The organism is Methanoculleus frigidifontis, assembly GCF_030464345.1.
GTDB classification, from domain to species: domain Archaea; phylum Halobacteriota; class Methanomicrobia; order Methanomicrobiales; family Methanoculleaceae; genus Methanoculleus_A; species Methanoculleus_A frigidifontis.
Genome location: NZ_VCYH01000003.1, coordinates 186,156 through 199,489 on the forward strand (window position 1 = coordinate 186,156; position 13,334 = coordinate 199,489).

At 59.6% G+C, this 13,334-nt stretch carries 12 protein-coding genes; 6 read left to right on the forward strand and 6 right to left on the reverse strand.

Annotated features, from left to right (window positions below; all coding sequences use genetic code 11):
• Nucleotides 1-13: 13 nt before the first annotated feature.
• From FGU65_RS05755 to FGU65_RS05775, 5 genes are read left to right on the forward strand one after another with little or no spacing between them, the layout of a single operon-like run.
• A complete protein-coding gene (locus FGU65_RS05755; protein WP_301663472.1) occupies nt 14-1,666 on the forward strand; it encodes an ABC transporter substrate-binding protein in 1,653 nt (550 codons plus the stop codon).
• Entirely contained in the window at nt 1,650-2,519 is an 870-nt protein-coding gene (locus FGU65_RS05760; protein ID WP_301663473.1) for a class I SAM-dependent methyltransferase, read from the forward strand. The genes FGU65_RS05755 and FGU65_RS05760 overlap by 17 nt, the downstream gene beginning before the upstream one ends.
• Nucleotides 2,516-3,502: an ABC transporter permease gene (locus FGU65_RS05765; RefSeq protein ID WP_301663474.1), complete on the forward strand. Its 987-nt coding sequence runs from the start codon at nt 2,516-2,518 to the stop codon at nt 3,500-3,502. Before FGU65_RS05760 ends, FGU65_RS05765 begins: the two co-directional genes overlap by 4 nt.
• 9 nt (nt 3,503-3,511) lie before the next feature.
• Nucleotides 3,512-4,429 (forward strand): ABC transporter permease, encoded by a 918-nt coding sequence (locus FGU65_RS05770; RefSeq protein WP_301663475.1) that lies wholly within the window; start codon nt 3,512-3,514, stop codon nt 4,427-4,429.
• Complete coding sequence (locus tag FGU65_RS05775) at nt 4,429-6,207, forward strand: ABC transporter ATP-binding protein (RefSeq protein WP_301663476.1); 1,779 nt, start codon at nt 4,429-4,431, stop codon at nt 6,205-6,207. The genes FGU65_RS05770 and FGU65_RS05775 overlap by 1 nt, the downstream gene beginning before the upstream one ends.
• 609 nt (nt 6,208-6,816) lie before the next feature.
• Here FGU65_RS05775 and FGU65_RS05780 read toward each other — a convergent pair.
• Both FGU65_RS05780 and FGU65_RS05785 read right to left on the reverse strand, forming a co-directional pair.
• Nucleotides 6,817-7,572: an ABC transporter permease gene (locus FGU65_RS05780; protein WP_301663477.1), complete on the reverse strand. Its 756-nt coding sequence runs from the start codon at nt 7,570-7,572 to the stop codon at nt 6,817-6,819.
• Nucleotides 7,569-8,561, reverse strand: a complete 993-nt coding sequence (locus tag FGU65_RS05785; protein ID WP_301663478.1) for an ATP-binding cassette domain-containing protein — start codon at nt 8,559-8,561, stop codon at nt 7,569-7,571. The genes FGU65_RS05780 and FGU65_RS05785 overlap by 4 nt, the downstream gene beginning before the upstream one ends.
• A 248-nt stretch (nt 8,562-8,809) precedes the next feature.
• On the opposite strand from FGU65_RS05785, the gene tsaA reads away from it, so the two are divergent.
• Entirely contained in the window at nt 8,810-9,214 is a 405-nt protein-coding gene (gene tsaA, locus FGU65_RS05790; protein ID WP_301663479.1) for a tRNA (N6-threonylcarbamoyladenosine(37)-N6)-methyltransferase TrmO, read from the forward strand.
• A gap of 154 nt (nt 9,215-9,368) precedes the next feature.
• On the opposite strand, the gene FGU65_RS05795 is transcribed toward tsaA, so the two are convergent.
• From FGU65_RS05795 to FGU65_RS05810, 4 genes are all read right to left on the reverse strand, one after another.
• A complete protein-coding gene (locus tag FGU65_RS05795) occupies nt 9,369-9,551 on the reverse strand; it encodes a hypothetical protein (protein WP_496401169.1) in 183 nt (60 codons plus the stop codon).
• A gap of 405 nt (nt 9,552-9,956) precedes the next feature.
• The gene (locus FGU65_RS05800) at nt 9,957-11,144 is read right to left on the reverse strand and encodes a GAP family protein (protein WP_301663480.1); all 1,188 of its coding nucleotides are present in this window, start codon (nt 11,142-11,144) and stop codon (nt 9,957-9,959) included.
• Between the two features lie 136 nt (nt 11,145-11,280).
• Nucleotides 11,281-12,045, reverse strand: coding sequence for an ATP-binding protein (locus FGU65_RS05805; protein WP_301663481.1), 765 nt, complete (start codon nt 12,043-12,045; stop codon nt 11,281-11,283).
• Between the two features lie 67 nt (nt 12,046-12,112).
• Nucleotides 12,113-13,333 carry an ABC transporter substrate-binding protein gene (locus tag FGU65_RS05810; RefSeq protein WP_301663482.1) on the reverse strand — a complete coding sequence of 407 codons (1,221 nt, stop codon included), beginning with the start codon at nt 13,331-13,333 and terminating at the stop codon, nt 12,113-12,115.
• Nucleotide 13,334: the final 1 nt, after the last annotated feature.

Consider the following 13,334-nt stretch of genomic DNA (forward strand, 5'->3'; position numbering starts at 1 on the left):
GAACGTGAACAGTATGAAAAAGAACGGATTATTAGGACTTGCGCTCGCCCTTGTGGTCTTTGCGCTGATAGCGGCAGGATGTGCATCGCAGAACACGACATCGCAGAGCACCGCCGGCAGTACGGACACGACGACCGCCGGCGCCCTGGAGGCGGATGTCGTCCACCTGACCGGGGGAGACTACGGCTACCCGCAGCCGTTCTCGGTCTCTCCCCGGGGGCCTGCGTCGTCCAAGGTGAACATGATCTTTGACTGTCTGCTCGAACGGGACGAAAAAGGACTCATCCCATGGCTTGCCGAGAGCTGGACCGTCAGCCCGGACGGCACGGAGTACACGTTCGTGCTCCGCAAGGGTGTCGTGTGGCAGGATGGTGTCGCCTTCACCGCAGATGACGTAAAGTTCACCTTCGACTACGAAAAGGACCACCCTCCCATAGCAGGGGGGATGGAGGACGGCGTCGTTGACCGCGTCGAGGTCATTGACGACCACACGGTGAAGTTCGTGCTTGTCGAGCCGATCTCCACGTTCCTGTACAAACTCAGCTCGTTCATGATCATCCCGGAGCATATTTACAGCACGGTCTCCGATCCGGCGGCATTCCTTGCCCCCGAGGCTGTCACCGGCACCGGGCCTTACCTGCTTGACGAGTACAACAAAGAGCACGGGTCCTACCGCTTTGTGGCAAACGAAGCGTTCTGGGGGCCGAAACCGGCGGTACAAACGGTCGAGTTCATCCCGGTCAGCGACGAGATGATCGCCTTTGAACAGGGGCAGATCGATTTCAGCAGCAGCATCAGCCCCGACGTGATGGACAGGTTCGCGAGCAATCCCGACATCCGGGTCGTGGCGCAGCCCGGGGTCTGGGCGTACGAGCTCCACTTCAATATGAAAAAGTGCCCCGGACTGGGCGACATGGCGGTGCGGCAGGCATTCGTGTATGCCATCGACCGTAACGAACTCGTCGAGAAGATCCAGCGCGGCGCCGGGAAACCGGGCAACATGGGCATGCTGCCCGAGGAACACATCTGGTACAACCCCGACCAGCCCGCATACGCATTCGACGCAGAGAAGGCAAAGACGCTGCTCGACGAAGCCGGGTGGACCGATACCGATGGAGACGGGATCCGCGACAAGGACGGGAAGAAACTCTCCTTCACCCTCATCGTGGGAAGCGACGAAGTCAGGATAGGCGAGGTGCTCAAGGAACGTCTTGGAGACGTCGGCATAGAGATCCAGGTCAAGGCGCTCGAGAGCAAATCCCGTGACGCCAACCTGAAGAAAGGCGACTTCGAGCTGATCATAGCCGGCTACGGAGGCTGGGGCGGCGACGCCGACTTCCTGCGCACGCGGTACACCGACGTCACGTCTACGACCAGCAGCCTTACCCCCCTGGCATCCGTCTACGGCTACCAGAGCGACGAACTCGATGCGCTTGCTGCCGCTGAAATGACGGAGATGGACGATGTAAAGCGAAAAGAGATCGTGTACGACATGCAGGAGATCCTCGCAGAGGACGTGCCGACGATCCCCCTGCTCTACACGACCCGCCCCGATGTATGGTACAGTTCGCAGTACGACGGGTGGATGTGCCCGTTCAACCACCATTCACGGACGCAGGCCAAACTCTCATACCTGACGAGGGAAGGAATTGCAGCAGAGCGATAACGTCCGCTACTGGGTCGACTACTGGAACGCATCGGCGCAGGAGATAGGCACGGTCACCGACGATGACGCCATCGCAGCGATCTGGAACCGGCGATCGGGTCGCTTCATACGGGACATGGACGGTGAAAAACGGCAGAAACGAGTCGCCGACATGTTTGCGATCCTCGATGAGGCCGGGTTCTCTCCCCGGGGCACGAAAGTCCTCGACATCGGCTGCGGGCCGGGAACCCTCTCCCTCCCGCTTGCCCGCGCCGGGGCAGACGTCACGTCCCTCGACGTGTCAAAGGGAATGCTCGACCGGCTTGCCGAGACTGCACGAGAGGAAGGGCTGAAGATCACGCCGGTCGAGTGTTCGTGGTGGACGGCGGAGATCGACGCACTCGGGTTTCGGAACGCCTTCGATCTCGTGATTGCATCCATGACCCCGAGCATCAGGGACGTGGCGACCTTCGACCGGATGGTGACCTGCTCGAAAGAGTACTGCTATTACAGCGGCCACTTTATCAGAAGGGAGAAGGAAGGAGCGCACCAGGAGATCTGCCGGAAAATTTTGGGAGAAGAGCCTCGCGGCAATGCCCCCGGGCTCGGCATGCTGTACCCCTTCATGTACCTCTACACGCTTGGCTACCGCCCCATCGTGAAGTTCAGTCGCCAGTCGGGAAGCCGCGACCAGGACTGGACCGTGGCAGCGGAGAGGGCGATCGACTTCCTCGCGGGCAACCGGGAGTTTTCCGACGACGTGAAGGAAAAGATCCGCGAATATTACCGGAACGCCGCCACGCCGGACGGAACATACCGGTCTGAGTTCGAAACATTCAGCGGCACGATGGTCTGGACGGTTAACGGCAGATGAACGAGAGAGACGGGCAGGCAATCATCTTCAGGTTTGTGGTAACCCTTCTGGTGATCCTTGCCCTCAACTTTATCCTCCCCCACATGATGCCGGGAGACCCGTTCTCGACCATGGCGTCGGATGTCCAGAGCGAGGACGTGATCGTCATGACGGAAGCGCAGCGGGAGTATTACTTCCAGTATTACGGTCTGGATCGCCCGTTGCCCGAGCAATTCTTTTCGTACCTGGCAAACCTGGCAAGAGGAGATCTCGGCCAGAGTATCTATTACAAAATGCCGGTGGCAGGGGTAATCCTTCTCCACCTGCCGTGGACTATCCTCATCGTTCTCGCTGCAACCGCTATCAGCACGGTTGTTGGTGTCGTGCTCGGCATCATCTCGGCACGGAACCGGAATAAGGGGTCGGATCGGCTCATGATGACCGGCCTGATCGCGTTCGCCGAGATTCCGTCCTTTCTGCTCGGGATTATCCTCCTGCTCATTTTCTGCGTACATCTCCGGCTCTTTCCTCTGGCGGGTGCCGTCACCCCGTTTGCGCACTACACCGGCGTCCTGGATCAGATAGGGGATATTGCCCATCACGCGTTTCTTCCCGTCCTGACCCTTTCTCTCGCACAGCTCACCGGCGTCTATCTCCTCACCAGGAACACACTCATCACGGTCTCCACGAAGGACTACATCCGCACCGCACGTGCCAAAGGGCTGGGCGATCACATTGTCTGGAGCCGCCACGCACTCCGCAACGCCCTGCTACCAGTGGTAACCCGCACCGGATTCGTGATCGGTATGCTCATGGGCGGCGCCGTACTCGTCGAGACCGTCTTCAACTATCCCGGGATAGGGCTGACTCTCAGAAACGCTGTCGTGGCCCGGGACTATCCGCTGATCCAGGGAATTCTGCTGGTCGTGGCGGTATCGATTCTGCTCTGCAACCTGCTTGCCGACCGCCTCTACCAGAAACTGGATCCCCGGGTCGTTGAATAGGTGAACACGATGTCTGTCGAACAAACCTCTGTCACACGAACGTTCCGGATGCCGCCGTACCTGCGGAATGCGGCCGACCGTTTCACGGCTACCGTGTCAAAGTTCAGCCTGGAAGGGAAGATCGGACTCTGCGGCATCGCCCTTATCGTCATGATGGCGGTCTTCGCCCCCCTGCTCTCCGCGTACCCGCCGGGAAAGATTACCGGGGGTTCCCTTGAACCACCGGGCGCAGATCACCCGCTCGGCACCGACGAGCTGGGGATGGACATCTGGTCCCAGATCTGCTACGGTGCACGGATGAGCCTCTTCATCGGTCTCGCCGTCGCCTGCATCGCGGGGCTGGGCGGGGGGGCGCTTGGGATCCTGGCCGGATACCTCGGGGGAGCGGCGGACCAGGTGGTGATGCGCACGGTCGATGTCCTCATGGCCCTGCCCAGTTTTCCGCTCCTCGTGGTCATCTCCGCCTTCATGGGACCGAGCGTCTTCAACGTGATCCTCATCCTTGTCCTGTTCAGCTGGGCGAAACCGGCGCGGATAGCCCGCTCGCAGACCCTTTCGATCAAGAACAATGTCTACATCACCGCCGCCCGGAACTACGGGGCGACACCGTTCTACCTGCTACGGCGGCACATCCTGCCGGAAGTGCTTCCCATTCTCTTCGTCCTCATCATCAGCATAACCTCGTATGCCATCATGGCCGAAACGGGGCTGGCGTTCCTCGGACTGGGCGATCCGACTTCAAAGAGCTGGGGGATGATGCTGTACTACGCAACCAATTTCCGGTCGATCTATTTCACGCCGTACTGGCAGTGGTGGCTCATTCCCCCGCTGGTGGCACTGATCGTCCTGCTGCTCTGCCTCGCGTTCATCGGCCGCGATCTGGAGCAGGTGCTGGATCCCCGGATGAGACAGAACCGAGGTGGATAATGGCAGATCTGGAAGTCAAAGACCTGAAATGTCACTACAACACGGATACGAGCGTTGTACCGGCGGTCGACGGCATCTCGCTTTCGCTGGAGGCGGGCGAGATTGTCGGTGTAATCGGAGAGTCCGGCAGTGGGAAGACTACCCTTGGGCTCAGCATCATGCGGCTGCTCGACGGCCTGGCCTCCGTATCCGGCACGATCGTGTACAAGGGCACGGATATCACCCATCTTCCCGAACCTGAGATAGACCGGATCCGGTGGAAGGATATTGCCATTGTGTTCCAGAACAATCTGGATATCCTAAACCCGGTAATGACGGTCGGAAAGCAGGTCGTCGAACCCCTGCTGAAGCATGAGGAAATACCGGTACGAGAGGCGCAGGCACGCTGTGCGGACCTGTTCCGGACGGTCGGCCTCGACCCCGTCTGGATGGACGCGTATCCCCATCAGCTCTCGGGCGGCATGCGGCAGCGTGTCCTGCTTGCCATGGCGCTTTCCTGCGATCCGAAACTCCTGATACTCGACGAAGTTACGTCGGCCCTCGACGCATTCACGCGAAAAGAGATCCGGGATCTGCTGATCGACCTGCAGAAGAAGAACGGGTACAGCATGATCCTGATCTCCCACGATCTTTCGTTCGTATCGTCCCTCGCTTCCCGGATGATCGTCCTGTACGCAGGCAGGGTGGTGGAGAGCGGGCCGACGGTCGATATCATCAACGCCCCGCGGCACCCCTACACGCGGGGCCTCGTCCATTCCACGCCGGACATCTTCGTCTACAAAGACCTCTGGGGGATTCCGGGAGAATCCGCCTCCGAAGACGGGCACGCGGGCTGCCCGTTCAGCCGGCGATGTACGCAGCCCATCGAGATCTGCAGAACGTCCCCTCCCCGCCTGCAGTCCTGCGGCGACGGCAGAGAGGTTGCCTGCCACCGGGGTGGGATCGCAACGCTCCTCAGAGCGGACGCCGTCCACTTCCGGTATCCCCTGCCGGGCAGGAAGACGCTGCATGCGGTCAATGGCGTGGACATGGACGTCTGCGAAGGGGAGGTGCTCGCGATCGTCGGTCAGACCGCCTCCGGCAAGTCTACCCTGGCGCACATCCTCGCCGGCATCCTCCGTCCGGAGTCGGGCGAGGTCAGGTTCATGGATGGAGCGGTTCACAGCGGGAACAACGGCCATAGGTTCGGGGGGATCCAGATCGTCTTCCAGGATCCGTTCAGCTCCACCAGCAACCGCTTCACGGTGCTCGATGCTGTCAGGGAGCCGTTCGACATCAACAGAATAGGGACAGCGGCCGAGCGGCTGGATATGACACGGGAGGCCCTGAAACTGGTACGGCTCCCGCCGACCGACGAGTTTCTCGGGAAGTACTGCGGTGCGCTCTCCGGCGGCCAGAGGCAGCGGGTGGCGCTTGCGCGGGCCATGATTATGAAGCCCAGGCTCCTGATTGCAGACGAGATCACGTCGGCGCTCGACGTCTCGACCGCAGCCAACGTGCTGCGCCTCCTCAAGGGCCTGCAGAACCGGAGGGGTTTTGCGATGATCTACATCTCTCACGATCTCTCTCTGACCCTGAAGATTGCCGACAGGATCGCCGTGATGGATGCCGGGAGGATCATAGAGATCGGCAACGCGCACGAGGTGATGCTGCATCCCCGGGACGACCGGACAAAACGACTGATCGGCACGAGGGTCGGCCACTGCTGCCACGATCACAAACCCGTGGGAATGGCAGGCCGTCTCCAAACACGAGTGTCGGATTGCGGGGATGAATGAACACACTTCCACCGCCCTGGATTATACAGGTGCCTGCCCGGCCGCCGGTGCGGGAACGGCCAGAAGGGGTAGTCACTGCAGCGGCCGGGTGAACCGGAGGTGAGAGACCGCCTTCTCCGATCTCTATCGCCTCTCCCTTCGACGAAGAGTTTCGGGAGGGGCTGTACACTTTTTTCCTTCCTTTTCAGGCTCTCTCCCTGAAGAGATGCCGGCCAGCGACGATATGGTCGATACGGCCCCGGGTCTCTTCAGGGCAGCAAAGGACGCCGATGAAAGAGGCGAAGAGCCGCATGAGGGAGCACGCGAACTCTTTTCGGGAATGTGCATTTTGAACGGTGCTCGCCGACGGACGGCCATACCGGATCCCGGTTCGGAAGAATCGGGTTGGACACATACTTCTGGAGCGATCCTTCTCGGATCGCCTGGCATCGCCGTGACCGTATCGGATAGGGGTTCGGGAACCCGGGCGCGCCCCTCCCCCGCACCCTCACGGAGGCGCACCGCCCATCTCACGTATCGCACGGGGAATGACCGGTTGTCTCCCGGAGCATCGCCGTTCAATCTCCCCGATAGAGAACGGCCGGTGTTTTGTGAACAGAGGTGTATCCCCTACTCCGTCCTGCCGAACGCATACGTCCCGAAGGAGAACATGACGATGTCGAAGAAGAGCAGCACGCCGATACTGACGTGCATCGGGAAGAGCGGCGTCCACGCATCGCCCATCATCACCGTTCTGAGCGCGTCGACCCCGTATGTCAGAGGGTTTGCGTAGCTCACTGTCCGGAGCCATGCCGGCACGTTCGAGAGCGGAAAGAGGGCGCCGCTCAGAAAGAACATCGGCAGGTTGATAAAGGTCTGGATCAGGCCAAAACCTTCGAAGCTCTTCATCAGGCTGGCAAAACTCAGCCCTATGCAGACGAGCCCGAACGTGATGAGAAGCATGATGGGAAGTGCCTGAAGAACCATACCGGGGTCTAACTGTACCCCGATCAGGAGTCCGAACGGAATGATGATGAGCCCCTGCAGCATGACGTCCGTGGAGATGCCGAACATCTTCCCAAGGAATATGCACGGCCGGCGGACCGGGGAGACGAGGATCTCTTTTAAAAAGCCGAACTCCCGGTCCCATATGACGGAGACCCCCATGAACATCGCGGTGAAGAGCATCGCCTGGCAGACAAGCCCCGGGAAGATGAATTCCTGGTAGTTGTACCCTGCCATCGCCGGAGAAAATCGCAGTCCCGTCCCGAAGATAAAGAGCCACAACAGCGGCTGGCAGAACGCATTGAGCAGCCGCGGTTTTTCCCGCAGGAACTTTTTCACCTCCCTCTGCCAGAGGGTGCGGATTGCCCGGAGTTCGCTCATCGGGATCGCCGTCGTTTCATCATGGCCAGCCGTCCGAACCGCTCCCTTGCTTCTTCCTGCCGGAGGTCTCTTCCGGTATAGTGGATGAAGACGTCGTTCATGTCGGGATGGCTGATATGGATGTATTCGATATGGATCCCCGCGCCTGCCGCCGCTTCGACGATCCGCGGGAGGAGGACGCTTGCGTTGCCGACAGCCGCCGTGATCTCGCCGTTCCGGATCTGCACGCTCTCCGCCATCCGGCTCTGGAGCAGCAGGTCGCGGAGCGCCTGACCGTCACTCGTGCCGAATACGATGGTGTCTCCGCCGAGCCCTTTCTTCAGGTCTTGCGGTTTGTCGAGCGCCACGATCCTGCCGCGGTCGACGATGGCCACGCGGTCGCAGAGCCGGTCGGCCTCCTCCATGTAATGGGTCGTCAGAATGATCGTCATATCTTCCCTTTTCTTCAGGTTGCGGATGTAGTCCCAGATGTGTTCTCGGCTCTGGGGGTCGAGGCCGATGGTCGGCTCGTCGAGGAACAGGACTTTCGGGTAATGGAGGAGACCCCGCGCGATTTCAAGCCTCCGTCTCATCCCCCCGGAATAGGTCGAGACGAAGGCGTCTGCCTTCTCTTCCAGCCGGACCAGCTCCAGCACCTCCTCGATCCGGGCCTTCTGCTCGGATACCGGAACACTGTACAGGTCGGCGTGCATCCGGAGGTTCTCCAGAGCCGTCATGTCGGCGTCGACGCTCGGGTCCTGGAAGACGATGCCGATCGATCTGCGCACCAGGGAGTCCTGCCGGAGGATGTCGTATCCGTTCACGGTTGCAGTGCCCGAGGTGGGCCTGAGGATGGTGCAGAGCATCGACAGCATCGTGGTCTTGCCGGCGCCGTTCGGCCCGAGCAGCCCGAAGACCTCCCCTCTCTCTACGGTGAGATCGATGGCGTCGACCGCTGTATTCGATCCGTACTTTTTGGTTATCGCGAACGTCTCAATAATCGGGTCCATTTCTGAATACCGGGATTGTCATATGAAAATAACATCCATATCTTTTAATGTGTTACGATTTATTACATTTTTATGTACCTGTTTCCGATGCGGAGGCGTCTTCGTGCACATGTCCCCGGCACCGTTCCAGTTATGGTGGAAAAACCGCATGAAATCACGAAAACCGATGTATTGCCGTTCGATAAAGGGGGGATCCGCTGCCACGGGCGCACCTGCCGTGCCGTCGCCGCTGCCGGGAGGGGAAACCGGTGAACGTCGACCTGAACCCAATTGGGTACGTTTCTTCGCCATACAAGAACAAAAGGGATGCCCCGCGGCAGGGCCGGCTGACCGACACCAAAGCGGAGATTCTCATCGACGAGCAGTATATCCCCGCTCTCTTCAGGATCGAGGAGAAGGAACACCTCTTCGTGCTCTGCTGGTTCGACCGGTCCGACAGGACCGTGCTCCGTGCGACACCCCCGCACAACCCGGTGGAGCACGGCGTGTTTGCAACCCGCTCCCCGAACCGGCCGAATCCGATCAGCCTGTCGCTCGTCGATGTCATCGATATCCAGGGTGGAAGAATACGGGTCCGGGGGCTGGATGCCCTCGACGGGACGCCGGTTCTTGATATCAAACCCTACTCGCCGGAGATCGACTGCCCGGAGTGACGGGATACGGCCGGAGACCCGGCCACCTGCGTGCCGGGATGGCAGTGCACCATTTTTCCGGGATTTCCTGTCCCGATGCGGTTTGTTGTTTCAAGGGTTTCCGCTGTCCCGGAGCGCCGGAATAAGAAATGAACGGGTCTTCATTTCAACCCGATCAGGTGAGGATGGTAAGGGATACGGCAAGGACGAGAACTCCGACGGCAAAGATGAGGTTCTGCCGGATGATCCGGAGGGCTTTGCGCGAGATGCCGATGAGATGCGGGAGTTTGAGGAGCTCGTCGGATAAGAGCACCACATCGGCGGTTTCAATGGCGACGTCCGTGCCGGCATGGCCCATCGCCACTCCGACATCAGCGGCCGCAAGTGCCGGGCCGTCCGTTCACCCCGTCGCCGACAACAGCCACCCGGTGAGCACCACCGGGAGCGGCAGGACGGTTTCCCGTTTGCGCGGTGACACCTGCATAGTTCACACACCGCTCTCATTCGGGGTTGTGGAAGTGTCCGGCAGGATGGCCGGGCCTGTCCCGTACCGATATGTCAGGTGTATTGCTGCCAACCTATCATGTCTTATCAGCACAAGATTAATTAATATTTATTATTACTTATCAAGAGCCTTGTGTTACCTAAGCCATATCGTCCTGCAGATTCGATGTTTCATCAACATGCGTTGCCAATCCGAGAATGAGAACCGGACAAAAAAATTCGCCGGGTGTCGGTTTTTCAGATCGATGCCCGGCAGGTATCACAGGACACCAAACAGCATCGCTCCTCCGAGACCCAACATGACACCCCCCATAGCGAAACGCACCCTCCTACTGGTCTCGACTCTCCATGCGTCGACACGGCCGGGCGAAACTCCGTAGTATACGGCGAGCAGGATGATCGCAAGGGGAAGCACGAAGATGAGGTTGTACAGGACGAGGTAGAGAAGTCCGTCTGCGAACGTCATCCTGCTGCTGAGCAGGCTGAGGATTGCAAGGTAGATCCCCCCGGTGCACGGGAGTTCGACGACGCTGACGAGGCCGCCGAGTACGACGGCTGAAGGGATCGAGGCCCGCCGGACATACCGGTCGATCCCGGCTTTCATCGATTCCGGGATGGAAAAGCTGAATCCATCGTATTTCCGGAGTGCCTCCCCGATCTGTATTAGACCCGCGACAACCGCGATGAGCCCGGCAAGAACGAACACAGTTTCTGAGATCCCGGATGCCTGGACGATTGTGAAAAAACCGATCCCCGAGAGGAGATACACGACAAACACTGTCCCGATATAGGCGACGCCGACCTGCAGTAGTCTCTTGCGGTCGGCAAGCGAGGTGAGATATGCAAGGAGGACGGCAAGAACGGCAACGGCGCATGGGTTGATGCTGTCGACCGCTGCTGCGACCAGAACCGAGGGCAGGGTGATCTCTGCTCCCCGGGACGAAGCGACACCCGGAGGAGTTATATCGCTTCCGCAGGCTGCCTCGCCGGGTTTCGGAGCGTTCCCGGCAAAATGCATGAGAGACTGTCGGATGTCGGACTGGCTCAAGCTCGTACCTGTTGCGGGTGCAACATATGGTTTAAGACCGGCTCTGATCTCCTCCTCCCCTATCATGGCCGTCGTGCCGATGATGAGGAGAGGTATGGTTTCGGACTCGATGCCATAGCGATCGATGAAATCCCAGAACAGTTCGCGGTTTGTTGTGTTGAAGTAGACTTCGCGGTACTCGATGTGAATCTGCGGGTGCTCTTCGGCCAGTTCTTCGACGAGAGGTTTGACCCGTAGACAGTGCGAACACGCTGCACCGTAGAAAAAGTCTGCGTCTATTGCTGTGTCCCCGGCGTTCGGCACCGGCATGACCCTGTCGACGATCGCCGGAGTGCTGCCGGCGTCTGCGGAAGAGGAAAGAGATAATGCCAGAAGGAGGATCAGGACGAATGACCGCAACCCGCTCACCGTGTCGTGGCTTATTCAAAGCAGGTGACCGGCAGCGGGGTGTTCGCCCGGGAACCGGCAACCTGCGGCCTTTGCATGCGGCGAAACCGGCCGGCGGCCGGGGATCTGATGCCCCGGCATGGTTTTCTTATTCGGCGTGTTCATCCAGCGCCTCGATCAGCGTTTTAACGGCCGGGTGCCCGTCCGTCAAAGCCTGCCCGCCGAGACCTGCTTCAAGGATGCCGGGTTCCTGCGGAATTTCGCAGATTATCCGGGACGGATCCGCAATTCCTTCGCGCATACGGGCAGCCATAGCCGTATCAGCCTTGTTCAGCACGTAGTAGAGCGGGACGCCGATATTCCCTGCCATCTCCGCAATCTTTTCCGCGAGCCGTAGCGACTCAAACGAGGGGTCGAGCACCATGAGAATCACGTCGCCCTCCTGGTCGATCCCGCGGCCGAAGTGCTCGATCCCCGCTTCGGTGTCTGCAATGACGACATCATCGTCACCGAGGCGAAGACTGCCGAGAAACTGCCTGGCGAGTATTCCCATCGGGCACGCACACCCTTCTCCCGCATCGTGGATCTTGCCGATCGCGGCGAGCCGAACGCCGTGGTCTTCGGCGACGTAGTCCTTCGGAAGGCCGTCAAGCGTCCATGCCTCCTCTATCAGGTTGACGGATGCAAAATCAGGCATCGCTGCCATGATCTTCGCTCCCATGGCCTTCTTGCCCCCGAAGTAGTCCATCAGGTCGGGCGGTGCGTTCGTCCCGAGCAGGCGGTGCAGTCCGAGATTTGACTCGTCGGTATCGACGACCAGCACGGGGCGGTTTCTCCGTGCATACTCACGTGCGAGCAGGGCGGTGAGCGTGCTCTTCCCGCTGCCTCCTTTTCCACAAATAGCGATCTTCATGTCGTTTTCACTTCCGTTCTGTTGTCTGGTTTTCGGTGTTTTGCTTGCGTTTTTTGGGGTTATGGGGTCAGATGATCTCCAGATACTCCAGCATCAGCGCGTCGACCACCTGATCCGTCGTGTTTTCATCGGTGCCGTAGAGCTCGACGATGTACTCCCGGATCCAGAGTTTTAGGTCGACATCTGAAAATCGGTCGGGATAGACTGCCTTTGCCATGATCATCAGGTTGATCGGGAACTCGAGCCGTTCGGATTTGCAGGGTGTGGCCGCAAGCGAGTAGACCTCGCCCTCTTTGAGCGCTCGAAGGTCCTGGATTGCGCCGTACTGTTCGTCTTCGTAGAGCTGCCGCGGGGGATGGTACCCGCTCCAGGTGCAGAGGATGATCACGTCCGGGTCCAGAGCGAGCAACTGCTCTGCTGAGATCATATTCATGCCCGATTCGGTATATGCGCTCCGGACAGCGACGATATCCTCCATCATCGCCATCTCCGGGGTCCCGGAGCCGAATGCATAGCCCGAACCTCCTTTATCCTTTGCCCACGTCGGAGCTCCGAAGTAGAGTACGCGTTTCTGTTCTTCCTGCGGAATATCCTTCGTGCGGCTGCGGATAAACTCAACCCGCGAGTTGATCGTCTCCACGATCTGTTTCGCTTCGGCCTCCTTCCCGAATACCTCGCCGAGCACCAGAACCTCCTCGTACATCGTGTCCACGCGGGGATTTTCATAGCAGGCGGGATACTTCAGGACGACTGCCGGAATCCCTGCAGACTCGATCTGCGTGAGGAACATCTCCGTGTTCTCCTGCTGATCGCCGAGATCGCGGAGGATGAGGAGATCGGGGTTTAAACCGGCAATAGTCTCCACGTTCGGAGGGCCGTAGGGGCCTCCGAATCCGCCGACATTGGGCAGGTCGTCCAATCCGGGATTGAGGACTTTCCCTATCCAGGTGCTCACCGTGTAGTCTGTGCCGTTCCAGACGTACTCCCCTTCCTTTAGCGGTTTTTGATAAATACTCCCGCCCACGATGCTGTCTTCGACTCCGAAGATGTACATTGTGGTGTCGATGAGCGACCGGGAGATCGCTACAACCCGCTGCGGGTCTTCGGGAACCGTCACCTCGACGCCTCGCATGTCGGTTACCGTCCTCCAGCCGTTCCCGTCGCTCGTCTCCGTTTCATATACTCCCCCATCGGTGGTGGGGGCTGCCGCCGCGAAGAGGACGGCTGCGGCAAGTGCGATACAAATGCACGCCGCAATAACGATGATTACAATGTTCTGTGGTTTCATG